Below are 24,640 nucleotides of genomic sequence, written 5' to 3'. Positions count from 1 at the left end.
ACGTTTGCCTTGATCAGCCTTGTGCGGTCCCGCCCGGCAGCAGGGCCGCGTAGCCGTCGAGGGCGCGCAGCACCTCCGTCTCGCCGGCCGGCGGCAGCTGCACCACGACCTCCTCGACGCCCAGTTCGGCGTAGTGGGCGAGCTTGCCGGGGGTGGGCTGGACGGCGTACGGGACGACCTGGAGGGCGGCCGGGTCGCGGCCCGCGTCCGCCCACACCGAGCGCAGCGCGGGCAGCGCCTCGGTGAGCCCGCGGCCGCCGATCGGCAGCCAGCCGTCGGCGAACTCGGCGATGTGCGCGAACAGCTTGGGGCCCGCGGCCCCGCCGACGAGCGTGCGGGGGCCGACGACCCGGCCGCGCGGCTTCTGTACGGGCTTGGGGTGGGCGAGGCTGGCCCGCACACCGCCGAACTCCCCCGCGTACTCCGTCGGCTCCTCGCTCCACAGCGCGCGCATCAGCGCCATCCGGTCCCGGACCAGTTCCCGCCGGGTCCGCCAGGTCACGCCGTGGTCGGCGGCCTCCTCCACGTTCCAGCCGTAGCCGAGACCGAGGGTGAACCGGCCGCCGGACAGGTGGTCCAGCGTGGCGACCTGCTTGGCCAGGTCGATGGGGTCGTGCTGGGCGACCAGGGTGATGCCGGTGCCGAGCGCCAGCCGCCCGGTCACGGCGGCGGCCTGGGCGAGGGCCACGAAGGGGTCGAGGGTGCGGCCGTACTCGGGGGGCAGGTCGCCGCCGGCCGGGTAGGGGGTGGTGCGCTCCACGGGGATGTGGGTGTGTTCCGGGAGGTAGAGACCGCAGAAGCGGCGGGCTTCCAGCTCCTGCGCCAGCCGGACGGGGGTGATGGTCTCGTCGGTGAGGAAGATCGTGACGGAGATGCGCATGAGGCATCGTACCGACTGGTCGGTCGCCTGTCAGGGGGCGCGGCGGGTCCGCTGTGGCTTGTCACGTCGTTCCCAGGGCCCTTCGGGGCGCCTACCGTGGCTGCTGTGACGACTCTGCGCGGCACCATCGGACCCGGCGCGCCCGACTTCGTGTACCTCCCCTTCGAAGTCCCGCCCGGAATCGCCGAACTGAAGGTCTCGTACTCCTACGGCAAACCCTCCGTCCCGCCCGGCACCCCCGGCAACGCCCTCGACATCGGGCTCTTCGACCCGCGCGGGACCGGCCTGGGCGGCCGGGGGTTCCGGGGGTGGTCGGGGGGTGCGCGGAGCGAGTTCTCCGTGCGGGCCGACGAGGCCACGCCGGGCTACCTCCCGGGGCCGCTGACGCCCGGCACCTGGCACATCGCGCTCGGCCCCTACACCGTGGCGCCGCAGGGGCTGTCGTACGAGGTGACGGTCACGCTGACCCAGGGGCCGGCCGGGCAGACGCCCGAGGCGGTGTATCCGCCGGACCGGGCCCGGGGGCGGGGCCGGGACTGGTACCGGGGCGACTGCCATCTGCACTCCTGGCACTCCGACGGGCGCCGCACCCCGCAGGAGATCGCGGCGCTGGCCCGTGCGGCCGGGCTGGACTTCGTCAACAGTTCCGACCACAACACGAACGCCTCGCACGCCCACTGGGCCGACGCGGCCGGCGACGACCTGCTGGTGCTGCTCGGCGAGGAGATCACCACCCGCAACGGGCACGTCCTGGCGCTCGGCACCGAGCCGGGCACCTTCGTCGACTGGCGCTACCGGGCCCGCGACGGCCGCTGGGCCCACTTCGCGCGGGAGGTCCACCGGGCCGGCGGCCTGGTCGTGCCGGCCCATCCGCACGCCGACTGCGTGGGCTGCGGCTGGCGGTTCGGGTTCGCCGAGGCGGACGCCGTGGAGGTGTGGAACGGGCCCTGGACGCCGGACGACGAGGTGACCCTGGCCGCCTGGGACGCCACGCTGGCGGCGGCGCGGGGCGGGCGGGGGTGGCTGCCGGCGATGGGCGACAGCGACGCCCACCGCGATCCGGACGTGGTCGGGCTGCCCCAGACGGTCGTCCTCGCCGACGCGCTGACCAGGGAGGCGATCCAGGAGGGGCTGCGGGCCGGGCGGTCGTACGTGGCCGAGTCCCGGCAGGTGTCGCTGGCGTTCACCGTGACGGCCGAGGGCGGTGAACGGGCCGGGATCGGGGAGCGGCTGGCGGTCGGACCGGACACCCCGGTGACGGTCCGGCTGGAGGCGTCCGGTGTGCCGCGCTGCTCGGTCCGGTTCGTCACCGACCAGGGCGTGCTGTTCACCGACGGTCCGCTGCCGGTGTCCGGTACGGGGAGCGTCGAGTGGCGGACCACCCCGGCCCGCGCCGCCTACGTCCGGGCCGAGGTGCGGCACGAGACGGCGCTGGGGCCGGTGCCGGGGGCGATGGCCGCGTTCACCAACCCGGTCTTCCTCGGGCGCCCCGGCGACGGGTGGCCCGCGGAAGGGGCATGATGGCCTCGGCACCGGGAGGGACGAGATGTCGGGCAGCACCGGCCGTAAGCAACGCGTCATGACCCGCCTCCAGCGGTATGTCGCCAACCCGCTGAACCGGCGTCTGCCGTTCCAGACGCTGCTGGAGACGACCGGCCGCACCTCCGGCCTGCCCCGGCGGACCCCGGTCGGCGGGCGCCGGGTCGGCGACTCCTTCTGGCTGGTCTCGGAGTTCGGCTACCGCTCGCAGTACGTCCGCAACATCCAGGCCGACCCGCGGGTGCGCGTCCGCGTCGCGGGCCGCTGGCACCACGGCACCGCCCACCTGCTGCCCGACGACGACCCGGTGGCCCGCCTGCGCGGCCTGTCCCGGTTCAACAGCATGGCGGTACGGGCGTTCGGCACGGACCTGCTGACGGTGCGCGTCGACCTGGAGGGGTGACGGTTCACCCCGGCCACACGATCGACTGCACCTCGCTGTAGGCGTGCAGGGCGTACACGCCGACGTCCCGGCCGACCCCGCTGCGCTTGAACCCGCCGAACGGGGCCTCCATGTTGCGGCCGACCGTGTTCACGCCGACGCCGCCGGCCCGCAGCCGCCGTGCCACCCGGAAGGCCCGGGCCACGTCACCGGACCAGACGTAGTCGATGAGCCCGTACTCGGAGTCGTTGGCGAGGGCCACCCCCTCGTCCTCGTCCCCGAACGGGATCACCGTCACCACGGGCCCGAAGATCTCCTCCCGGGCCACCCGCATGTCGTTCGCGGCGTCGGCGAGCACGGTGGGTGCGACGTAGAACCCCCGCTCCAGCGGCGGCCGTTCACCGCCCGCCACGACCACGGCTCCCTCCTTCCGGCCGAGTTCGACGTACGACTCCACCCGCGCCCGGTGCGCGGCGGATATCACCGGCCCCACCACCGTGTCCGGCTCCCGCGGATCGCCGACCCTCAACCGGTTGGCGTACCCGGCGAGTTGCTCGACCAGCCGGTCGTACACCCCGTGCTGGGCCAGCACCCGGGTGGGTGCCGTGCAGATCTGCCCGCTGTAGAAGGAGAAGGTGGTGCCGATGCCGGCGACGGCGGAGGCCAGGTCGGCGTCGTCGAAGACGAGTGCGGCCCCCTTGCCGCCCAGTTCCATCAGCTGGCGCCGCATGTCCCGCCCGCACACCTCGGCGATGCGCCGCCCGACGGCCGTGGACCCGGTGAAGCTCACCATGTCGACGTCCCCCGAGGCCACGACGGCCTCGCCCACCGACACGTCCCGCCCGGAGACGACGTTCACCACGCCCGGCGGCACCCCGGCCGCCTCCAGCGCCCAGGCCATCCGGTACACGGACAGCGGGTCCTGCGGGGCGGGCTTGACCACGACCGTGTTGCCCATGGCCAGCGCCGGGGCGATCTTGCCGGCCGGGTTGGCCCACGGGTTGTTGTACGAGGTGACGCAGGCGACGACGCCGACGGGCTGCCGTACCGCCAGCGCCCCCAGCACGGCGGCCCCGCCCATCGGCCCGGCCTCGTTGATCTGCGGGGCGATCGGCCACTCGGCGGGCTCCACGCTCGCGTACCGGCGGAAGCGGGCCGCGGCCACCCCGACCTGCATCGCGCGGGCCGTCCCGGTGGTCGCGCCGGTCTCGGCCCGGGCCAGGTCGGCGAACGGCACCAGCCGCTCCCGGATGAGCTCCGCGGCCCGCCCGAGCAGCGCCGCCCGCCGCTCCGGCCGGGTCCGCGACCACGCCCCGAACGCCTCCCGGGCCGCCGCGCAGGCCGCCCGGGCCTGCTCCGGGGAGGACTCGGGCGCCCAGCCGACGGTCTCCTCGGTGGCCGGGTCGGTCACCGGGTAGTGCCCGCCGTCCGGCGCCACCCACCGTCCTCCGACCAAGAGCGGCTGCCCCTCGCTCACCGGGTGCCCACCGTCCGGGTGTCCCGCCCGGACCGCAGCACCCTGCCCGGTACGGCCCCGGTCACCACGTCGTCCCGGATCGCCTCGACCCCGTTGACCCACACGGCCCGCACCCCGAGCGCCCGCGAGTGGAGCCGGGGGCTGTCCCCCGGCAGGTCGTGCACCAGCCGGGCCCGGCCGGCGTCGATCCGCTCCGGGTCGAACAGCACCAGGTCGGCGTGCCAGCCCTCCTGCACCCGCCCGCGCTCCCGCAGCCCGAACAGCCGGGCCGGGTCGTCGGTCAGCATCCTCACCGCCCGCTCCAGGCCGACCAGCTTCCGGCCGCGCAGGCAGTCCCCGAGGAACCGGGTGGTGTACGGCGCCCCGCACATCCGGTCCAGGTGGGCGCCCGCGTCCGACCCGCCGAGCAGGACGTCCTCGTGCCCCCAGGTCTCGGCGCGCAGCGCCCAGGACGCCGGGTCGTTGTCGGTGGGCATGGGCCACAGCACGGTCCGCAGCCCGTCCTGGGCGCAGATCTCCACCAGGCAGGCGAACGGGTCCTGCCCGCGCTCCGCGGCGATGTCCCGCACGACCCGGCCGGTCAGGCCCCGGTTGGCGTCGCTGTAGGTGTCCCCGATGACGTACCGGCCGAAGTCGGTGAGCCGCCGGAAGACGCCGGCCTCCTTCGACCGGGCCCGGCGCAGCAGTTCCTCCCGGACGGCCGGGTCGCGCAGCCGGGCGATGCGCTCGGGCACGGGCAGGCCCAGGACCGGCCCCCACCCGGGGATGAGGTTGAGCGCGCAGAACGTGCCCAGCGACATGTTCATCGGGGTCAGGATGGGCATGGTGAGCGCGACGATCCGGCCGCCGGCCTTGCGGGCCCGCTCGCTCGCGCTCAGCTGGCGTGGGACGCGTTCGGGTACGGCCGCGTCGATGGTGAGCACGTTCCAGTTCAGCGGCCGCCCGGCCGCCGTGCTCATCTCCACCAGCAGGTCGATCTCGTCGTCGCCGAACTGGTCCAGGCAGCCGGCGACGATCGCCTCGATCTGCGTGCCCTCGTGCTCGCCGACGGCCCGGGACAGGGCCAGCAGCTCGGCCGGCCCGGCGTGCCGGGAGGCGACCGGCCGGCCGTCCCCGTCGGAGTGCGTACCGGACTGGGTGGTGGACAGCCCCCAGGCGCCGGCGTCCATGGCCTCGTGCAGCAGCCGGGTCATGGCGTCGAGTTGCCCGGCCGTCGGCTGCCCCCCGATCGCCCGCGGGCCCATCACGTACCGCCGCAGTGCGCAGTGCCCCACCATGAACCCGGCGTTCACGGCGATCCGCCCCTCCAGGGCGTCCAGGTACTCCCCGAAGGAGTGCCAGTTCCAGGGCGCCCCCTCCTCCAGCGCCACCAGGGACATCCCCTCCACCTTGGACATCATCCGCCGGGTGTAGTCGGCGTCCTCGGGGCGGTCCGGGTGCAGCGGGGCGAGGGTGAAACCGCAGTTCCCGGCGGCCACGGTGGTCACCCCGTGGCTGAGGGAGGGCGTGGCGTACGGGTCCCAGAAGAGCTGGGCGTCGTAGTGGGTGTGCGGGTCGACGAAGCCGGGGGTGAGGACCAGGCCCGCGGCGTCCTCGGTGGTGCGGGCGGCCTCGGTGATCCTGCCGACGGCGGCGATGCGGCCGTCGCGGATGCCGACGTCGGCGGTGCGGGCGGGCGCGCCGGTGCCGTCCACGACGGTGGCGCCCTTGACGAGGTGGTCCAACATGCCGGAGCCCCCCTTCACCCGGCCTGCCGGAACCGGGACGTGCGGTGCACGGGATCCGTGTCGATCTTCGGGATCACCCGTTCACCGATGAGCCGGATCGTCTGCAGCGTCTCCTCCTTCGGCACCCCCACCGGCAGCCCGAAGCTCAGCTGGTCGGCCCCGGCCCGCTCCCACCGCTCGCACTGGCGCAGCACCTCGTCCGGGTCGCCGCAGATCAGCAGCTCCTCCTCGATCAGCAGCTCCACGAACTCCGGCGTGTAGGGGGGCAGCGTCTCGGGCCACACCGGGAAGCCCTCCGGCCGGGGGAAGGTGTCGTGGTACCGGAACACCAGCGACGGCAGGTAGTGCAGGCCGCCGCTGACGGCGATCTCGATGGCCTCCGCGTGCGTGGGCGCGCAGATCGCGGTCGTCGTCACCATCACGTTGTCGTTGACGAAGTCCCCCACCGGCTCCGCGTCCACGATCGCCGTCTTGTACTGCTCCAGCACCCACTCCATGTCGGACACCTTCTGGACGCTGAAGCCGAGCACCCCGAGCCCCTTCCTCGCGGCCATGGCGTACGACGGCGGGGACCCGGCCGCGTACCACATCGCCGGGTGCGACTTCCCGTACGGCTTGGGCAGGACCTTGCGCGGCGGCAGTTGCCAGTGCTTGCCCCGGAAGCCGGGGTACTCGTCCTGGAGCCACATCTTGGGGAACTCGGCGATGGTCTCCTCCCAGATCTCCTTGGTGTGGTTCATGTCGGTCACACCCGGGATGAACCCGAGGATCTCGTGGGACCCGGCCCCGCGCCCGCTGCCGAACTCGAAGCGGCCCTCGCTGAGGTGGTCCAGCATGGCGACCTTCTCGGCGACCTTCACCGGGTGATTGACCTGGGCGAGCGGGTTGAAGATCCCGGAGCCGAGGTGGATGCGCTCGGTGGCGTGCGCCAGATAGCCCAGGAACACGTCGTTCGCGGACAGGTGCGAGTACTCCTCCAGGAAGTGGTGTTCGGAGGCCCAGGCGTACTTGAAGCCGGACTTGTCCGCCTGGATGACGTACTCGGTCTCCTCCATCAGCGCCTTGTGCTCGGCCAGCGGGTCGGTCTCGGCGCGCTTGCCCACGTATCCCTGTACGAAGAGCCCGAATTCCACGGCGGTTCACCGTCCTCAAGATTTCTGACGATCCGTCAGTTCCTGCCTGTCGGCCGACTGTCGCACCGGCCGCGACCACCGTCAATAGCTGACGGCTCGTCAGATGAGGCTGACGCCCGCCAGCCAGCCGCCATCGATCACGAACGGCTGCCCGGTGATGTACGAGGAGTCCTGCGAGGTCAGGAACAGCGCCAGCCGGGCCACCTCCTCCGGCTGCCCCACCCGCCCGAGGGGCACGAGCTTGCGGTACAGCTCGTCCAGGGCCCGGCTCATCTCCTCCGGGTCGGCGTCCGGGTCCAGCCGGGCCGGGTTCGACATCGCGGTGTCGATGGCGCCCGGGCAGATGGCGTTCACCCGGATCCGCCGGGCCGCCAGCTCCAGCGCGGCCACCCGGGTCAGCCCGAGCACCGCGTGCTTGGTGGCGGCGTACGTGCCCACCGCCGCCATACCGGTGAGGGCCGTGTAGGAGGCGGTGTTCACGATCGTGCCCCCGTCGGCCATCTCCGGCGCCACCGCCTTCATCCCCAGGAAACAGCCCACCTGGTTGACCTGCACGACCTGCATGAACTCGTCCAGCGGGGTGTCCACGAGGGCGTTGAAGCGCAGGATGCCCGCGTTGTTGACCAGCCCGTCGATCCGCCCGTACGCCTCCTTGACCACCCCGACGGCCTCCCGCCAGCCGTCCTCCGTGCCCACGTCCAGGTGGACGTAGAGCGCCCCTATCTCCTCGGCGAGCGCCTCCCCCCGGTCGTCCAGCACATCGGCGACGACCACCCGGGCGCCCTCCTCCCGGAACAGCCGCGCCTCCTGCTCGCCCTGCCCGCGTGCCGCCCCGGTGACGAGGACGACCCGCCCGTCGAGCTTTCCCATGCCGTACTCCTCACAGCTCAGGGGCCACTTCGGCGCCGAACGCAGCGATCTGGTCGACGAGTTCGCCGCGACCACGACTGCGGAACCGCACCTGGATCTGGTCCACGCCCATCACGCGGTACGCGCGCAGGGACTCGGCGAGCGAGCGCGGGGAGCCGCTGAGCGTGCGCCGCCCGACCTCCCAGGCGGGCGTGCCCACGTACAGGGGCTCGGTGATCGCGCCGATGGTGCAGGGCGCCTCGACGCCCGCCTGCACCCGCAGCGCCCGCAGGCGGGCGATCGCGGCCGGCAGCCGCTCGCGCGGATCCCCCTGCGGCAGCCAGCCGTCCCCCTTCAGCGCGGCCCGGCGGAGTGCGGCCGGCGAGGAACCGCCGACCCACAGCGGGACGTTCGGCTGGGCGGGGCGCGGCCGCTGGCCCAGGCCGGCGAAGTCGTAGCGCTTGCCGTGGTGTTCGGGGAACTCCTCGGGCCCGAGGGCGGCCCGCAGCGCGTCCATCGCCTCGTCCAGCACATCCCCGCGCCGCTCGAAGTCGACGCCGAGCGCCTCGAACTCCTCGCGCACGTGCCCGGCGCCGACCCCGAGGACCAGCCGCCCGCCGGAGAGGTGGTCGAGGGTGGCGTACTGCTTCGCACTCACCAGCGGGTGCCGGAGCCCGACCACGGCCACATGGCTGAGCAGCCGTACCCGTTCGGTGACGGCGGCGAGGTGGGCGAGGGTGGCCACCGGGTCGTACCAGACGGTGCTCATGGCCGGGGCGAGGCGGCGCGGCACGGCGACGTGGTCGCAGCAGGCGACGTACGCGAATCCCGCCGCATCGGCCGCGCGCGCCACGGCGACCAGGTCCCGCGGCCCGCCCCCGGCCTCCCACGGCTCGGTGTAGAGGGTGCTCTGCGACTGCACGGGCAGCTGGATGCCGTACGCCAGGGCGCTCACGCCCGCCACAGCCCCTCCGGGGTGAGCCCCAGCAGCTCGATGGCGTTGCCCCGGACGATCCGCTCGACCACGTCGGCCGGCAGGTGCCCCATCTGGGCCTCGCCGACCTCGCGGGACTTGGGCCAGGTGGAGTCGGAGTGCGGGTAGTCCGTCTCGTACAGGACGTTGCCGACCCCGATGGCGTCCAGGTTCCGCAGCCCGAAGGCGTCGTCGAAGAAGCAGCCGTACACGTGCTCGGCGAACAGCTCGGACGGCGGCCGGGTGACCTTGTCGGCGACCCCGCCCCACCCGCGGTTCTCCTCCCACACCACGTCCGCGCGTTCGAGGATGTACGGGATCCAGCCGATCTGCCCCTCCGCGTACATCACCCTGAGGTTCGGGAAGCGCTCGAACTTGCCGCTCATCAGCCAGTCGACCATCGAGAAGCAGCAGTTCGCGAAGGTGATCGTGGAGCCGACGGCGGGCGGCGCGTCGGCGGAGGTGGACGGCATCCGGCTCGACGAGCCGATGTGCATGGCGACGACGGTTCCGGTCTCGTCGCAGGCGGCGAGGAAGGGATCCCAGTCGTCGGTGTGCACGGACGGCAGGCCCAGGTGCGGGGGTATCTCCGAGAAGGCGACGGCCCGGACACCGCGCGCGGCGTTGCGCCGCACCTCCCGCGCCGCCGACTCCGCGTCCCACAGCGGGATCAGCGTGAGCGGTATCAGCCGGCCCCCCGCCTGGGGACCGCACCACTCCTCCACCATCCAGTCGTTGTAGGCGCGCACGCACAGCAGGGCCAGCTCCCTGTCGGCGGCCTCGGTGAAGGTCTGCCCGCAGAAGCGGGGGAAGGTGGGGAAGCAGACGGCCGACTGGACGTGGTTGACGTCCATGTCGGCGAGCCGGGCGGACACGTCGTACGACCCCGGCCGCATCTGCTCGTACGTGATCACCTCCAGCCTGACCTCGTCCCTGGCGTACCCGACGGCGGTGTCCAGGCGGGTGAGCGGCCGGCGCAGGTCCTCGTACGCCCACCAGTCGCCGAGCGGGCCCTCGTCACCGCCCGGTGTGCCCATGACGGGCTTGAACCGCCCGCCCAGGAAGGTCATCTCCTTCAGCGGGGCGCGCACGATCCGGGGCCCGACGTCCCGGTACTTCCTCGGCAGCCGGTCCTGCCACACGCCGGCGGGCTCGACGGTGTGGTCGTCGACGGAGATGATCAGCGGGAACTGTGTGGTCTCCATATCGTGCACGGTAGCGCCGATCTGACGGCCCGTCAGCTGTCGGCGTCGGACGACCGGCGTGCGAAGAGGATGTGAGGACTCTGTGCACCGCAACCGTTGCCTTGTGACCGGCGTCTCCCACGGCTGACGCAACCGCCCTTTACAAGGCAAACTGACGGGGTTGTTCGTGATGCCGAGGGGGCGAACGCATGGACGGTGGGCCGCGAGTACCCGAGCAGCGGCGTGCCGGGTCCGGGCCCGTCGCGGCCCCGGCCCCGGCGAGCGCTGACGCGGCTGGGCCGGTGGAGGGTGACGTGGCCGGGGCGGTGGGCTCCGAGGAGGCCGATCCGGTACGGGCCGGTGAGGCCGGGCCGAGGCGGGCTGGCGTGGCGGGGCAGGGGCACTCCGACGAGGCTGGGCAGGTGCGGGGTGGCCTGCCCGGGCCGGTGGGCTCCGACGAGCCCTGTCTGGTGCGCCACGAGCCCGATCCGGTGCGGGCCGGCGAGGCCGGGAAGGGGCGGACCGGCGCGGCCGGGCCGGCGCGTTCCGACGAGCCTGGTTCGGCGCGCTCGGACGAACCCGATCCGGTGCGGGCCGGCGAGACCGGGCCGGTGTTGGCCGGCGAGACCGGGCCGGTGGGGGCCGGCGTGCCCGGTTCACCGCGCTCCGGCGTGCCAGGGCCGCTGCGCTTCGGTGTGCTCGGGCCGGTGCGGGCCTGGCGCGGTGACGAAGCGCTTCCCACGGGCTCCCCGCAGCAGCGGGCCCTGCTGGCCGCGCTGCTGCTGCGGGAGGGCCGTACGGCCACGGCCGCCGAGCTGATCGACGCGCTGTGGGGATCCGAGCCGCCCTCCCAGGCCCTGGCGGCGGTGCGCACCTACGCCTCCCGGCTCCGCAAGGTCCTCGACACCGGCGTCCTGGTCAGCGAGTCCGGCGGCTACGCCGTCCGCGGCCTGGGCGAGGGCGCCCTGGACCTGGCGGTCGCGCAGGACCTGGCGGCCGAGGCGGAGAAGGCGCGCGGCGCCGGCGACCTGGGCCGGGCCCGTACGGTACTGAACCAGGCCCTCGCCCTCTGGGACGGCGAACCCCTGGCCGGGGTCCCCGGCCCCTACGCCGAGGCCCAGCGGGCGCGCCTTGAGGAATGGCGCCTCGGCCTGCTGGAGACCCGGCTCGACCTGGACCTGGAACAGGGCGGCCACGCGGAGGCGGTCTCGGAACTGACCGCCCTGACCGCGGCGCACCCCCTGCGGGAACGCCTCCGCGAACTGCTGATGCTGGCCCTGTACCGCAGCGGCCGCCAGGCGGAGGCCCTGGCCGTCTACGCCGACACCCGCCGCCTGCTCGCGGAGGAACTGGGCGTGGACCCGCGCCCCGGCCTGAGCGAACTCCAGCAGCGCATCCTCCAGGCGGACCCGTCCCTGGCGGAACCCTCCTCACCCACGGCGGAGCCCACCGCGACCCCGGTCCGCCCGGCCCAGCTCCCCGCCTCGGTGCCCGACTTCACGGGCCGCTCCGGTTTCGTCTCGGAACTGACGGAGGTCCTGTCCTCGGCGTCCGAGGCGGAGGGCAGGGTCATGGCGGTCTCCGCCCTGGCCGGCATCGGCGGCGTGGGCAAGACGACCCTGGCGGTGCACGTGGCCCACCGGGCGAGGGCGGCCTTCCCGGACGGCCAGCTGTACGTCGACCTCCAGGGCGCCGGCCCCCGCCCCGCGGAACCGGAGACGGTCCTCGGCTCCTTCCTGCGCGCCCTGGGCACGGCGGACGCCTCCATCCCCGACTCCCTGGAGGAACGCTCGGCCCTGTACCGCTCCGTCCTCGACGGCCGCCGGGTCCTGGTCCTGCTGGACAACGCGAAGGACGCGGCGCAGGTACGACCGCTGCTGCCCGGCACGGAGGGCTGCGCCGCCCTGGTCACGTCCCGCGTCCGGATGCTGGACCTGGCCGGGGCCCACCTGGTCGACCTGGACGTCATGTCCCCCGAGGAGGCCCTCGCCCTCTTCACGAAGGTCGTGGGCGAGGAACGGGTCGCCGCGGAACGGGAAGCCGCCCTGGACGTCGTGGCGGCCTGCGGCTTCCTCCCCCTGGCCATCCGCATCGCCGCCTCCCGCCTGGCGGCCCGCCGCACCTGGACGGTCTCCGTCCTGGCGGCCAAGCTCGCGGACGAACGCCGCCGCCTGGACGAACTGCAGGCCGGCGACCTGGCGGTGAAGGCCACCTTCGAACTGGGCTACGGCCAACTGGAGCCCGCCCAGGCCCGGGCCTTCAGGCTGCTGGGCCTGGCCGACGGCCCGGACATCTCCCTGTCCGCCGCGGCCGCGGTCCTGGACCTCCCCGCGGAGGACACCGAGGACCTCCTGGAATCCCTGGTGGACACGTCGCTCCTGGAGTCGGCGGCCCCCGGCCGCTACCGCTTCCACGACCTGGTCCGCCTCTACGCCCGGGCCTGCGCGGAAAGGGACGAGCAGCCGGGCGCGGAGAGGGGGGCGGCCCTGTCCCGGCTGCTGGACTTCTATCTGGCCACGGCGTCACGGGTGTACGCCATAGAACGTCCGGGTGACCGGACCGTGGACCACCTCGAGCAGACGGAGCGTCCCGGCCGGGAGTTCGAGGACGACACCAAGGCCCTGGACTGGCTGCACGCGGAGGCCGCCAGCATCCTTGCCTGCGTGCAGCAGTCGCTTGCCGCTGCCACCCTGCGCAAGGCCGTCGATCTGCTGCTCGCCTCGAAGGACCTGGCCGAATCCGGGGCGAGCGCACTCCGCTACGGCGCTGCCACCCGGGCCGCCCGTGACGCCGCGGCAGCGCTGGGTGACGCCCACGCCGAGGGCAGGGCGCGGACGACACTGGCGCAAGTGCTCAGCCACGCCGGCCGGTTCGAGGAGGCCGGCGTCGAGGCGGAGCGCGCCATAGAGCTCGGCCGCAGCACGGGCGACCCGTGGACCTACGGCAACGCCCACAACGAACAGGGCATCGTCGCCAACTGCCTCAACCAGCGCGCGCTGAGCGAGACACACCTCCTCGAGGCGATCAACGCGTTCAGGGCCGACCGCAACCGCCCGGGAGAGGCGAGCGCCCTGTGCAACCTCTCCCGTGTCCTGGTCTCCCTGGAGCGCGTCCCGACCGCGATCGACCTGGTGCGCGAGGGAATCGCCATCTACGACGAACTCGGCCTCACCTTCCGCCTGGCCAACGCCCGCTATGCCCTGGGCATCGCTCTCGGCCACGGAGGGCACCACGACGAGGCCCTGGGAGAACTCGACGCGGCGTTGTCGACGTTCACGGTGAACAGGCAGCGCCTCTGGGAGGGCACCACCCACTTCCGCATCGCCCAGGTCCACTTGTCCGCCCAGCGCCCGGCCCGGGCCGCTCAGCACGCGGAGCAGGCACTGACGACCGGTTACATCGGCGGTGAGTGGATGCAGGCGAACATCCTCACCCTGCTGGGGGACTCGCTGGAGAGCCTGGGGCAGACGGACCGGGCGAAGGCGTGCTGGCGTGAGGCGCTCACCATCCACGCGTCCGCGGGCTCGATCGAAGCCGAGGAACTACGCCGCCGTCTTTCGTCCGTCGCCCTGCTCTGACCGCACCCGTCACCGCGTTCATCGAACGTTTATGGGTGGCTGCCATCCTCGACTCAACGATCCGTCGTGCGGGGGGAAGCGCTCGGATCGCCATGGGCGCCCCGATAGGGTAAGCGCCCCGGAACGCCCGTTCGACAACCTGCGGGGGAGTCTCCGAGCGGGCGTTCCCCTCAGCTCAGCCACAGGGGAGTACTGATGAGCAACACCGAAAAGGCCAAGGACGCGGACGAGGTCACCACCCTCGACAGCCACATGCCGGCCCCGCCGAAGGACGAGACCGTCACCACGATGGACAGCCACATGCCGGTCCCGCCGAAGGACGACACCATCACCACGATGGACAGCCACATGCCGGCCCCGCCCGCCCTGGACCTGGACGGTAGGTAAGCCACCACCCCGACGGGGGATCGGCCGCGGCGGCGCGGAGGGGGAGCCGCCGCGGCCGAGGCATGTCCGGAGGTCACCGAGGTCGTTCGCTCATCGACGCGGTAGCAGCATGGCGGCGCCGAGCGCGTTGGCCGCCAGCAGGGCGGCGGCCAGCAGCAGGCTCTCCCGCATGCCCGGCATGAAGTCCCCGGCGAGGAGCGCACCGAAGACGGCGATGCTGAGCGCGCCGCCCGTCTGGCGACTGGTGCCCAGCAGCGCCGCCGCCGTGCCGGCCCGTTCGGCGGCGACGCTGTCGAGCATCAGGGAGGTCAGCGCCGGCATGGCGAGAGAGCCACCGATGCCCAGCGGCACCATGGGCAGGACGATCAGCCACCACGGTGTGCCGGCGCCGACGGCGGCCAGACCGCAGCAGCCGGCCATGCCGACCAGCAGCCCCGCGACGATCACCGCCCGCGGGCCGTAGCGGGCGACGGCCCGCGGGGAGAAGTAGTTGAAGTGGGCGGTGATCACGGCCATCGGGACGAACATCAGCCCGGCCGAGAACGCCGACTGCCCCCGCTGCTCCTGGAAGAACAGGCTCAGCACGAACACCCCGCCGTAGAAGGCGGCGTTGCAGGCGAAACCGGCGACGACGGGCACGCTGACGCCGCGCTGCCGGAACAGCTCCAGCGGCAGCACGGGGGTGCGCCGCCGTGCCTCCACGGCCACGAAGCCCGCCGCTGCCAGCACCGCGGTTCCGGCCGCGGCCAGGACGCTGCCGGTGAGCCCGTCGTGGCCGCCCTCGATCACGGCGAAGGTCAGCGCGGCCAGCGTCACCACCGCCGTGAGCTGCCCCGGCGGGTCGAACACGGCGCGGTGCCGCGGGGAGGGCGCCGCCCGCAGCAGGACCAGGAACCCGGCGAGCCCGGCGGGCACGTTCAGGAAGAACACCGCACGCCAGCTCCACTCCGTGGTGAGCAGTCCGCCCAGGAGGGGTCCCGCGGCGACGGCGACCGCGCCGCCCACCGTCCACAGGGCGATCCCGCGCGCCCGCGCCCGGGGGTCGGGGAACGCCTGGCGGATCAGGGCCAGCGAGGCGGGCACCATGACGGCGGCCGCGCTCCCCTGCACCACGCGTGCCGCCGTCAGCGCCCCGAGCGTGGGCGCCGCGCCGCAGGCCAGCGAGGCGAGGGTGAAGACGGCGAGCCCCCAGCCGTACGCGCGGCGCGCGCCGACCGCGTCCGACAGCGCGCCCGCGGAGAGCATCAGCGCCGCGAACACGAGGGTGTAGCCGTCGGCGACCCATTGCAGGCCCGACAGGGACCCGCCGAGATCGTCTCCCAGGGCGGGCAGCGCCACGTTGACGCCGGAGACGTCGAGTGTGATCACGAAGAAGCCGAGGACGGCGGCGGCGAGGGCCGCGGTGGTGGAACCGGTCGCGTCCGGGCCGCTCCGGACCCGCTCACCGCCGGCCGGTCCGGCGCCTTCCCCGGATCGCGTCAAGCTCATCGTGCACTGCTCCTCACTGCGCCGCCCCTGCCGGAGCAGGGGGTCGACGCCGTACGACGGGCGGACGGAACATCCAGGTGGGCCACAGCTTTCCCGGTACGCGCGGCCCGCGGCAGACCGCGCCATGCGGGGGAACGGTGTTCCTGGCTGTGACAGGGCCCCCCTCGCGGCGGAACCTTTCGGGACAATGGGGGGATGAGTGAAGGTACGGAGTTGGGACGCTTCCTGCGCGCTCGGCGGGGCCAGGTCCGGCCGGAGGACGTGGGGCTGCCGGCGGGCACCGGCATCCGCCGCACTCCGGGACTGCGCCGCGAGGAGCTGGCGACCCTGGCCGGGGTCAGCGTCGACTACTACACCCGACTGGAGCGCGGCCGTGAGACACGGCCGTCGCCCGCCGTCGTCACCGCGCTCGGTGAGGCGCTGCGGCTGTCCGGTGACGCCCTGCAACGGCTGCACGAGCTGACGGCGCTCGCGGCGGGGCAGGCTCCGGCACCGTCCCCCGACCCAGCGCACACCGTACGGGAGTCGGTCTGGCTCCTGCTGGAGACGCTGCGCCCGGCACCGGCGTACGTCGTGAGCCGGGTCAACGGTCTGCTGGCCGCGAACCGGCCGGGGCTGCGTTTGTTCCCCGGCATCACGGACTGGCCGCCGGAGCACCGCAACATCACCCGTTACATGTTCCTGCATCCCATGGGCCGCGAGCTGTACCGCGACTGGGAGCGGATGGCGGCGCACAGCGCCGCCCACCTGCGGGCGATGGCGGGCGCCGACCCGGACATGCCGGAGCTGGCCCAGCTGGTGGGCGAACTGGTGGTCAGGAGCCCGGAGTTCGCCCGCCTGTGGGAGCGGTACGACGTCCAGGCGCGAGGCGGCGGCGAGAAGCACTTCCAGCATCCGGAGGTCGGGGCGATGTGCCTGCACTTCGAGGTGATGGCGATCTTCCGTACGGACGGCCAGCGTCTCGTCACCTACCAGGCGGTGCCCGGCACCCCGGACCACGACGCCATGCTGCTGCTGGACATGGCCAGCCCCAGGGAAGCGGCGTACTCCGAGCGGCCCGGCCGGTGACGCCGGCCGGGACCGTCTCGGCGCCGGGTCAGGACGTCCGGTCCGCCCTCAACTCCCCCTTGACCACCTTGCCGCTGGCGTTGCGGGGCAGGGACGGTACGAACTCCACCGTTCTCGGGACCTTGTAGTTGGCCATCTCCCGGCGGGACCAGGCGATCAGGTCGTCGGAGGTCAGGGGGGAGCCGGGGCGGCGGACGACGTAGGCCTTGGCCACCTCGCCGAGGCGGGGGTCGGGGACGCCGATCACGGCCGCCTCGGTGACGTCCGGGTGGGCGGCGAGCAGTTGCTCTATCTCCGCCGGGTAGGCGTTGAAGCCGCCGACGACGAACATGTCCTTCAGGCGGTCCGTGATGCGCAGGTTGCCCGTCTCGTCCAGGACGCCCACATCGCCCGTGTGCAGCCAGCCGTCCGGGGTGATCGCCTCGGCGGTGGCCCGGGGGTCCTGGTAGTAGCCCCGCATGACGTTGAAGCCGCGGACCAGCACCTCCCCGGGCGTGCCGGGGGGCGCGGCCACTCTGACCGCCGTGCCGGGGATCGCGCGGCCGGACGTGGAGGCAATCAGGGCCGGGTCGTCGCCGCGGCGGCACATCGTGACGATTCCGGACGCCTCCGAGAGGCCGTAGGCCGTCAGGACCGTACCTACGCCGAGTTCCTCGCGCAGGCGTTCCACCAGGCGGAGGGGGACCACCGCGGCGCCCGTCACCACCAGGCGGAGGGAGGAGAGGTCGTGGGTGTGCCGCGCCGGGTGGTCCAGGAGCTGCTGGTGCAGGGTCGGCGGACCGGGGAGGACGGAGACGCGTTCCGCCGCGATGTTCGCCAGGGCCGTACCGGCGTCGAACACCGGCTGCGGGATCATCGTCGCCCCGCGCATCAGGCAGGCGAGCACCCCGGCCTTGTAGCCGAAGGTGTGGAAGAAGGGGTTGATGATCAGGTAGCGGTCGGAGCGGCGCAGCCCGGCCAGGTCCGCCCAGGTCTCGTAGGCGCGCAGGGTCTGGCCGTGGGTGGTCATCGCGCCCTTGGGGCGGCCCGTCGTACCGGAGGTGAAGACGATGTCCGAGAGGGACGAGCCGGTCAGCGCCCCCGAGCGGGCCCGCACGGCCGGGGCCGGCACGCCGTCGCCCGCCGCCAGGAAGTCCTTCCAGGTGTCGAAGTCGGGCGGGGCGTCGTCCGAGAGGACCACCACCCGGTCCAGGGCCGGCAGGGCGGGCAGCGGCAGCCCGTCGGCCGGGGACCCGGCGCCGGCCGCCCGCCGTAGCGAGGCCACGTACGAGGTGCCCAGGAACGCGCCCGTCACGAACAGCAGCCTGGCCCCGCTGCGGCGCAGCACGTCCGCCGCCTCCGCGCCCTTGAAGCGGGTGTTCAGCGGCACCAGGACCGCGCCCGCCGACACCGCGCCGAGGGAGGCGACGATCCAGTCCAGGGTGTTGGGGGCCCAGACGGCCACCCGGTCGCCCACCCGCACCCCGCGGGCCAGGCAGGCCGCGGCCGCCCGTTCGATCCGGGCGCCCAGTTCGGCGTAGTCGATCCGGGTACGGCCGTCGACCACGGCCTCGGTGTCCGCGTACCGCGCGGCCGCCCACCGCACCAGTTCCGGGATGGTCTCCCACGACGCCGTCACGGCCGGCCTCCTCCGCACGAGCAGCTGACTGACCGTCAGGTTAGCGGTAATCTGACGGACTGTCAGGAGAGGGGGCCGTACATGGCAGGAGCAGGGATCAAGGACGCCACCGCCATCGTGGGGATCGGACAGACCGCGTTCGCCCGGCGGTTGGCCGAGGACGAGCGGACGCTCGCCTGCCGGGCCGTGCTGGCCGCGCTCGACGACGCGGGGATCGCGCCCGGCGAGGTCGACGCGCTCGCCTCCTACACGATGGAGGCGACCGACGAGGTGGAGCTGGCGAAAGCCGTCGGCTTCGGGGATCTGACCTTCTTCGGCAAGGTGGGGTACGGCGGTGGCGGCTCCTGCGCGACCGTCGCGCACCTCGCCGCCGCCATCGCCTCCGGGCAGGCCACGGTGGGGGTGGCGTGGCGGTCGAGGAAGCGGGGCAGCGGGCCCCGGCCGTGGACGGACACGGTCGCCCAGCTGCCCACGCCGGGACAGTGGACCCGGCCCTTCGGGCTGCTCCGGCCCGCCGACGAGATCGCCATGCTGGCCCGGCGGTACATGCACGAGTACGGCGTCACCCGGGACCACCTGTTCCACGTGGCGCTGGCCTGCCGCAACCGGGCCAACCAGAACCCGGCCGCCGTGATGTACGAACGGCCGCTGACCCGCGAGATGTACATGACCTCCCGCTGGATCAGTGAGCCGCTGTGCCTCTACGACAACTGCCTGGAGACGGACGGCGCGCTCGCGTGCGTGGTCGTCGGCAGGGAGCGCGCCCGGGACTGCGCCAGGAAGCCCGTGTACGTCCACGCCGCCGCGCAGGGCCTGCCCGCGCAGCACCACGGGATGGTCAACTACTGGAACGACGACCCGCTCACCGGCCCCGCCTGGACCGCCGCCCGGCACCTGTGGAAGCACGCCGACCTCACGCCGCAGGACGTCGACGTGGCGCAGATCTACGACGCGTTCACCGCCCTCGTCCCGCTGTCCCTGGAGGGCTACGGCTTCTGCGACCGCGGTGAGGGCGGGGCGTTCACCGAGCAGGGCGCCCTGGAGATCGGCGGGCGGCTGCCGTTGAACACCGGCGGGGGCGGGCTGAGCGAGGCCTACGTGCACGGCTTCAACCTGATCAACGAAGGGGTGAAGCAGCTGCGCGGCACCAGTACCGCCCAGGTGCCCGGCGCCGCCACCTGTCTGGTCACGGCCGGCGAGGGTGTGCCCACCTCCGCCCTGCTGCTGAGGAGTTGATCCGGCATGCTCAGTCCGGTCACGGACACCGACGGCGCGCCCTTCTGGGAGTACGCGGCCCGCGGTGAGCTGCGCGTCCAGGCGTGCGGCGACTGCGGTGAACCCCGTTTCCCGCCCCGGCCCTGCTGCCCGCACTGCCAGTCGTTCGCGTCCGAGTGGCGGGCGGTGTCGGGGCGCGGGCGGGTGTGGTCGTACGTCGTGCCGCATCCGCCGCTGCTGCCCGACTACGCGGCGCAGGCGCCGTACAACGTGGTCGTCGTGGAGCTGGAGGAGGCGCCCCGGATCCGGCTGGTGGGGAACGTGGTCGCGTCCGCCGGGGCGCCGCTGGACTCCGTCGACCCGGCGCGGCTGCGGATCGGCGCCCGGGTGCGGGTGGTCTTCTCCGGCGGGCTGCCGCAGTGGGTCCTCGCGTGAACACCGTGCGCCTGGACGTCGACCGGGGGACGGGGGTCGCCGTCGTCACCCTTGACCGGCCTGCGCGGCTCAACGCCATCGACCTCACCATGGTCCGGGAACTCGCCGAGGTCTGGCGGGAGTTACGGTTCGACGACGCGGTACGGGCCGTCGTGCTCACCGGGAGTGGGGAGCGGGCGTTCTGTACGGGGATCGACCGGGACGCCGTCGTACCGCAGCCCTCGTCGCCGTACATGCAGGACGATCCGCTGCTGGGCGTCGGGCCGAAGGCGAACGACCTGTGGAAGCCGGTCGTCGCCGCCGTGGAGGGGATGGCCTGCGGGGGTGCCTTCTATCTGCTCGGGGAGTGCGAGTTCGTCGTCGCCGGGGCCGACGCCACCTTCTTCGACCCGCACACCACCTATGGCATGGTCAGCGCCTACGAGTCGATGCTGATGGCCCAGCGCATGCCGTACGGGGAGGTCGCGAGGATGGTGCTGATGGGGAGCGCCGAGCGGCTGTCGGCCCGGCGGGCGTACGACGTCGGCCTGGTCTCGGAACTCACCGGAAGCGGTGCGGCGTTGGCGGCCGCCACCGACCGCGCCGCCGTGATCGCCGGGCATCCGGCCGAGGCCGTGCAGGGGACCGTGCGGGCGTTGTGGGCGGCCCGGGAGGCCTCTCTGGCGCCGGCGTTCGCGCAGGCACCGCATCTGATCGCGCTGGGCGGTCTGCCGGCCGCGCGGCAGGCGGAGCTGTTCGCCGCCCGCAGCGCGGGGTTCCGGACGCGGTGAGGCCCGCGGCCCGGGTCACCAGTGGTAGGAGGCCACCTTGTCCAGGTCGCAGTGGTCGACCTGCGGGGCGCTCTCCTCGGCGTTGTCCAACGGCACCCGGACGGTCTTCGTGCCGTGCGCGGGGACGGTGACCTCCTTGATGGTGCCGCTGACCGTCTGGTCGTCCGCGTCCTCAAAGGTGATGCCGACGTCGAAGCCGCTCCGGGCGGCGTTCGGGTTGGTGACCTCGATGGTCGCGTAGGGCTTCTTCACCGTCGCGCAGCTCACCAGCCGGGCCGTGCCGTCCTGGTGGCCGGAGGGCTCGCCGGACGAGCCGCCGGAGGAGCTCCCGCCGTGGCCGTCGTCATCGTCGTAGTCGTGGTGCGTCACGGAGCCGTAGCGTCCGCCCGACGACGTGGACGTGGAGCCGTCGTGGTCCTGGCTGGAGCTGCTGCATCCGCCGCCGCCATGGCCGTGGCCGTGGCCGTGGCTCTTGAACCCGGTCAGCGCCAGGACCACGAGAGCCGAGACCGCCGTGAGCCTGAGTATGTGTCCCCGTCGATGCATGCCCAGCACTTTAGGGGACCGCCGGGCACCCGCTCACGCGGTCCGCGCGGTCCCCGTGCCCTTCTCCGCGTCCAGCGCGTACACGCACCGGTCCTTGCTGCACGCGTACACCACGCCGTCCTTGACCACCGGGGAGCCGGTGATCTCGCCACCCGTGGCGAGCTTCCACCGCAGCCGGCCGTCGTCGGCCTTCAGCGTGTACAGGAGGTGGTCGGTGGAGCCGAAGTGGATACGGCCCTCCGCCACCGCCGGCGCGCCCACGACGTCGCCGCCCGCCTGGAAGCGCCACTTGGGGGTGCCGGTGACCGCGTCCAGGGTGTAGAGGCCCTTGCCGCTGCCGACGTGCACGTGCCCGGCGGCCACCAGGACCGGGTCGATGGAGGCGCGGGCCTCGGTAGCGATGCGCCAGCGGTCGCGGCCGTCGGTGGCGTCGAGGGCGTAGACCGTGCCGAGGTAGTCGGCGAGGTAGACACCACCGCCGGTGACGGCCGGGCCCGGGGCGAAGGCGGGCGGGCTCAGGAAGACCGCCGGGGCCTCGAAGTGCCAGCGGACCCGGCCGCTGACCGCCTCGACGGCGAGCACACGGGTGCCGGCGGAGACGTAGACGTACCCGTCGGGCGCCGGGGCGAGCCGCACCGGGACGCCGCCGCAGGAGGCCGCGTCGCCGATGGGGTACGACCAGCGCTCCTCGCCGGTGCGGGCCTCCAGGGCGCGCAGCCGGGCGTCCTGCCAGACGTACACGGTGCCGTCGTGGACGACCGGACCGGCCTCCGGGGACTCGAAGTCGGTCTGGCAGCCGGTGATCTCCCACAGCTTCTGCCCGCCCGCGGCCTCCCAGGCCTGGACGCCGCCGCCGCGGGTGCCGGTGACGACCGTGCCGCGGTCGGCCTTGAGGGAGTACACCCAGGCGTCCGTGGACAGCCGCCACAGGTCGGTGCCCTCGCGGGCGTCGAGGGCGAACAGGGTGGGGCCGTCGGAGGCATGGATACGGCCGTCCGCGACCGCCATCGACCAGGCGACGTCCCGGGTCTTGAAGCGGCGGCGGCCGGTGCCCACGTCCAGGGCGTGCACCTCGAAGGAGGTGACGTAGACCAGGTCGCCGTCGACGGACGGGGTGCCCCACACGTCGTTCGACATGCGGAACCGCCAGGGGCGCCAGCCGCCCGCCGTCTCGGGGGGCGTGGGCGGTACGGGCGGTACGGCGGGGTCCGCGCCGGCCACGCCGGGGCGGGGCCGGGACCAGCCGGCCACCAGGCCGGCCTCGGGCGGGGGCGCCTTGACGGCGGCGGCGCGGGCGTCGGCGACCCGGGGGCCGGGGCCGATGGGCACCGCCGCGCCGGCCAGCCGGACCGGGCCGGTGTCGGGGGCGCCGACCGGGACGGGCGCACGGGCCGGGACCGGGGGGTCGTACGGCGGCGGCGGGGGGACGGCGGCCTGCCGGTCGCCGCTGCGCGGGCCGCCGGTCGGGGCCGGTGCGGGCTTGGCGGCGGGGCGTCCGCCGCGGCGGCCCTCGATGAGGGCGACCGCCTTCTCGGGCAGCCAGGCGGAGGCGGTGCCGCTGTCGTCGGAGCCGGAGCCGAACAGGTGCGGGGCGAGCTGGGCCTGGAGGTCGGCGGGGCTGGGGCGGCCGGTCGCCTCCATCTGCATGCACGCCTCGATCAGCGGGCGCAGCTCGTCGGGCAGCCCGGTGAGGTCCGGGCCCTCGCGCAGCAGCATGAAGACGGTCTCGACCGGGTTGGCGCCGTGGAAGGGCGGGTGGCCGGTGGCCGCGAAGACGAGGGTGGAGCCGAGGGAGAAGACATCGCTGGCGCCGGTGACGCTGCGGGAGTCCTTGGCCTGCTCCGGGGACATGTAGGCGGGGGTGCCGACGGCGACGTTCGTCATCGTCAGGCGGGTGTTCGAGACGCCGGAGGCGATACCGAAGTCGATCACCCGGGGGCCGTCCTCGACCACGAGCACGTTGGAGGGCTTGAGGTCGCGGTGGACCAGCCCGGCGCCGTGGATGGACTGGAGGGCCTCCGCGACGCCCGCGGCGAGCCAGCGTACGGCCTGGGCCGGGAGCGGCCCGCAGTCGTTCACTATCTCTTCCAGCGAGGGCGCGGGGACGTAGGCGGTGGCCAGCCAGGGCACGGCGGCGCGCGGGTCGGCGTCGACCACGGCCGCGGTGTAGAAGCCGGAGACCGCGCGGGCCGCCTCCACCTCGCGGGTGAAGCGGACGCGGAACAGCTGGTCCTCGGCCAGCTCGGTGCGCACCGTCTTGATCGCCACGCGCCGGCCGGACGCCGAGCGCGCGAGATAGACCAGCCCCATGCCGCCGGCGCCCAGCCGGCCCAGCACCTCGAACGGCCCGATCCGCCGCGGATCGTGCTGCGTCAGCTGATCCACCACTTGCCTGCCACCTCCCCGTACGAGCCGCGCCACTCTCCATATATGTACGCGACCGGAGTGCAGCGTCTCACCACCGCACCGCCCTGGCGGCACGCACCCCGATTCTTCCTGGCCGGGCGGCTGGTTGCGAACCCGGTGACATTCGGGGTGTCTCATGCCGTAACACCACGAAACGGACCACCGCGGCGGCCCGCAGTGGCCCGGAGCGGGCCGGTCAGCGCTGGAGCAGGGCGAACGACGCCCCCTGATTGTCGGTGACGACGGCCACTCGTCCGTACGACGTCTTGAAGGGCGGCGCCTGGACGCGCCCGCCGAGCCGCTGTACGGCACCCAGCGCGTCCGTCAGGTCCCCGACCCGGAAGTGGACGAGGAAGTGCGGGGGCATCTCGGCCGGGAAGACGTCGGTGACGTCCGCGCGGCCGAAGTCGGGCTCGGCGCCGGAGCCGAACAGGGCGGTGTGGAAGAGGCCGCCGTAGAAGGCGTTGGCGGCGGCGGTGTCCCGGGTGTACAGCTCGGCCCAGACGAAGGTGCCCGGTTCGCGGCGCCGCCCGAACCCGGTGTGGGTGCCGGGCTGCCACAGGCCGAAGACGGCGCCCTCGGGGTCGGCGGCCAGGGCGGCGGTGCCGAGTTCGCCGACCGGGAAGGGGGCCATGACCACCTGGCCGCCGGCCGCCGTGATCCGCCGGCCGAGGGCCTCGGCGTCCGAGGTCGCGAAGGACACCGTCCAGACGGTGGGCATACGGCCGTCCGTCTTGGGGGCCAGCGAGGCGACGGGGTCGCCGTCCAGCAAGGCCCACACGGAGGAGCCGTACGCCGCCTCGAAGGTCCACCCGAAAAGCTCACCGTAGAACCGCTTGCCCGCCTCCACGTCGGGCAGCTCGGCGTCCACCCAGCAGGGAACGCCCTCCCCGTATGTCTCTTCGTTCGCGGATGCCCTGTTTTCGGCCATGCCGTCAAGGTAACCGGGTCGCGCGCACCCCGCAGACCAGGCACACCATCCCCG

Annotated in this window: 20 protein-coding genes; 8 read left to right on the top strand and 12 right to left on the bottom strand. The window is 73.8% G+C overall.

Annotation, left to right across the window (positions count from 1 at the left end; all coding sequences use genetic code 11):
• Positions 1-13 precede the first annotated feature (13 nt).
• Positions 14-880: a TIGR03619 family F420-dependent LLM class oxidoreductase gene (locus ACZ3ZD_RS01340; RefSeq protein WP_467392268.1), complete on the bottom strand. Its 867-nt coding sequence runs from the start codon at positions 878-880 to the stop codon at positions 14-16.
• 51 nt (positions 881-931) lie between these two features.
• Here ACZ3ZD_RS01340 and ACZ3ZD_RS01335 point away from each other — a divergent pair, with 51 nt between their 5' ends.
• Both ACZ3ZD_RS01335 and ACZ3ZD_RS01330 read left to right on the top strand, forming a co-directional pair.
• The gene (locus ACZ3ZD_RS01335) at positions 932-2,401 is read left to right on the top strand and encodes a CehA/McbA family metallohydrolase (RefSeq protein ID WP_467393257.1); all 1,470 of its coding nucleotides are present in this window, start codon (positions 932-934) and stop codon (positions 2,399-2,401) included.
• Between the two features lie 25 nt (positions 2,402-2,426).
• Positions 2,427-2,822: a nitroreductase/quinone reductase family protein gene (locus ACZ3ZD_RS01330; protein ID WP_467392266.1), complete on the top strand. Its 396-nt coding sequence runs from the start codon at positions 2,427-2,429 to the stop codon at positions 2,820-2,822.
• A gap of 4 nt (positions 2,823-2,826) precedes the next feature.
• On the opposite strand, the gene ACZ3ZD_RS01325 is transcribed toward ACZ3ZD_RS01330, so the two are convergent.
• From ACZ3ZD_RS01325 to ACZ3ZD_RS01300, 6 genes are all read right to left on the bottom strand, one after another.
• Positions 2,827-4,278 (bottom strand): aldehyde dehydrogenase family protein, encoded by a 1,452-nt coding sequence (locus tag ACZ3ZD_RS01325; protein ID WP_467392264.1) that lies wholly within the window; start codon positions 4,276-4,278, stop codon positions 2,827-2,829.
• Entirely contained in the window at positions 4,275-6,005 is a 1,731-nt protein-coding gene (locus ACZ3ZD_RS01320) for an N-acyl-D-amino-acid deacylase family protein (protein ID WP_467392263.1), read from the bottom strand. The genes ACZ3ZD_RS01325 and ACZ3ZD_RS01320 overlap by 4 nt, the downstream gene beginning before the upstream one ends.
• A gap of 14 nt (positions 6,006-6,019) precedes the next feature.
• A complete protein-coding gene (locus ACZ3ZD_RS01315) occupies positions 6,020-7,138 on the bottom strand; it encodes an LLM class flavin-dependent oxidoreductase (RefSeq protein WP_467392261.1) in 1,119 nt (372 codons plus the stop codon).
• Positions 7,139-7,237: 99 nt separating this feature from the next.
• The gene (locus tag ACZ3ZD_RS01310; RefSeq protein WP_467392259.1) at positions 7,238-8,008 is read right to left on the bottom strand and encodes an SDR family NAD(P)-dependent oxidoreductase; all 771 of its coding nucleotides are present in this window, start codon (positions 8,006-8,008) and stop codon (positions 7,238-7,240) included.
• 10 nt (positions 8,009-8,018) lie between these two features.
• A complete protein-coding gene (locus ACZ3ZD_RS01305) occupies positions 8,019-8,933 on the bottom strand; it encodes a TIGR03619 family F420-dependent LLM class oxidoreductase (RefSeq protein WP_467393255.1) in 915 nt (304 codons plus the stop codon).
• Between the two features lie 5 nt (positions 8,934-8,938).
• Positions 8,939-10,165 carry an amidohydrolase family protein gene (locus ACZ3ZD_RS01300; RefSeq protein ID WP_467392257.1) on the bottom strand — a complete coding sequence of 409 codons (1,227 nt, stop codon included), beginning with the start codon at positions 10,163-10,165 and terminating at the stop codon, positions 8,939-8,941.
• A 614-nt stretch (positions 10,166-10,779) separates the two neighbouring features.
• On the opposite strand from ACZ3ZD_RS01300, the gene afsR reads away from it, so the two are divergent.
• Positions 10,780-13,722, top strand: coding sequence for an SARP-family global regulator AfsR (afsR, locus tag ACZ3ZD_RS01295; RefSeq protein ID WP_467393253.1), 2,943 nt, complete (start codon positions 10,780-10,782; stop codon positions 13,720-13,722).
• Between the two features lie 195 nt (positions 13,723-13,917).
• Entirely contained in the window at positions 13,918-14,109 is a 192-nt protein-coding gene (gene afsS / locus ACZ3ZD_RS01290; RefSeq protein WP_467392255.1) for a regulatory protein AfsS, read from the top strand.
• 90 nt (positions 14,110-14,199) lie between these two features.
• Here the strand turns inward: afsS and ACZ3ZD_RS01285 are convergent, their stop codons facing one another.
• A complete protein-coding gene (locus tag ACZ3ZD_RS01285) occupies positions 14,200-15,597 on the bottom strand; it encodes an MFS transporter (protein WP_467392253.1) in 1,398 nt (465 codons plus the stop codon).
• A 195-nt stretch (positions 15,598-15,792) separates the two neighbouring features.
• On the opposite strand from ACZ3ZD_RS01285, the gene ACZ3ZD_RS01280 reads away from it, so the two are divergent.
• Positions 15,793-16,665, top strand: coding sequence for a helix-turn-helix transcriptional regulator (locus ACZ3ZD_RS01280; protein WP_467392251.1), 873 nt, complete (start codon positions 15,793-15,795; stop codon positions 16,663-16,665).
• A gap of 28 nt (positions 16,666-16,693) precedes the next feature.
• Here ACZ3ZD_RS01280 and ACZ3ZD_RS01275 read toward each other — a convergent pair whose 3' ends face one another.
• On the bottom strand, positions 16,694-18,283 hold the full coding sequence (locus ACZ3ZD_RS01275; RefSeq protein WP_467392249.1) for a FadD3 family acyl-CoA ligase: 1,590 nt from the start codon (positions 18,281-18,283) through the stop codon (positions 16,694-16,696).
• An 81-nt stretch (positions 18,284-18,364) separates the two neighbouring features.
• Here ACZ3ZD_RS01275 and ACZ3ZD_RS01270 point away from each other — a divergent pair, with 81 nt between their 5' ends.
• The 3 genes from ACZ3ZD_RS01270 to ACZ3ZD_RS01260 are packed head-to-tail and all read left to right on the top strand — an operon-like array spanning position 18,365 to position 20,703.
• The gene (locus ACZ3ZD_RS01270) at positions 18,365-19,519 is read left to right on the top strand and encodes a lipid-transfer protein (protein WP_467392247.1); all 1,155 of its coding nucleotides are present in this window, start codon (positions 18,365-18,367) and stop codon (positions 19,517-19,519) included.
• Positions 19,520-19,525: 6 nt separating this feature from the next.
• Positions 19,526-19,933 (top strand): Zn-ribbon domain-containing OB-fold protein, encoded by a 408-nt coding sequence (locus ACZ3ZD_RS01265; protein WP_467392245.1) that lies wholly within the window; start codon positions 19,526-19,528, stop codon positions 19,931-19,933.
• Complete coding sequence (locus ACZ3ZD_RS01260; RefSeq protein ID WP_467392244.1) at positions 19,930-20,703, top strand: enoyl-CoA hydratase/isomerase family protein; 774 nt, start codon at positions 19,930-19,932, stop codon at positions 20,701-20,703. Before ACZ3ZD_RS01265 ends, ACZ3ZD_RS01260 begins: the two co-directional genes overlap by 4 nt.
• A 15-nt stretch (positions 20,704-20,718) precedes the next feature.
• Here the strand turns inward: ACZ3ZD_RS01260 and ACZ3ZD_RS01255 are convergent, their stop codons facing one another.
• The 3 genes from ACZ3ZD_RS01255 to kbpA form a co-directional block, all read right to left on the bottom strand.
• The gene (locus ACZ3ZD_RS01255) at positions 20,719-21,249 is read right to left on the bottom strand and encodes a hypothetical protein (RefSeq protein WP_467392242.1); all 531 of its coding nucleotides are present in this window, start codon (positions 21,247-21,249) and stop codon (positions 20,719-20,721) included.
• Positions 21,250-21,282: 33 nt separating this feature from the next.
• Positions 21,283-23,637, bottom strand: a complete 2,355-nt coding sequence (gene afsK, locus ACZ3ZD_RS01250) for a protein serine/threonine kinase AfsK (RefSeq protein ID WP_467392240.1) — start codon at positions 23,635-23,637, stop codon at positions 21,283-21,285.
• Positions 23,638-23,851: 214 nt separating this feature from the next.
• Entirely contained in the window at positions 23,852-24,586 is a 735-nt protein-coding gene (gene kbpA, locus ACZ3ZD_RS01245; protein ID WP_467392239.1) for an AfsK-binding protein KbpA, read from the bottom strand.
• Between the last annotated feature and the right edge of the window lie 54 nt (positions 24,587-24,640).

The organism is Streptomyces sp. NPDC023481, from assembly GCF_055560195.1.
The sequence above is the reverse complement of the archived record's forward strand: the minus strand, read 5'-3'. Positions and strand labels throughout refer to the sequence as shown.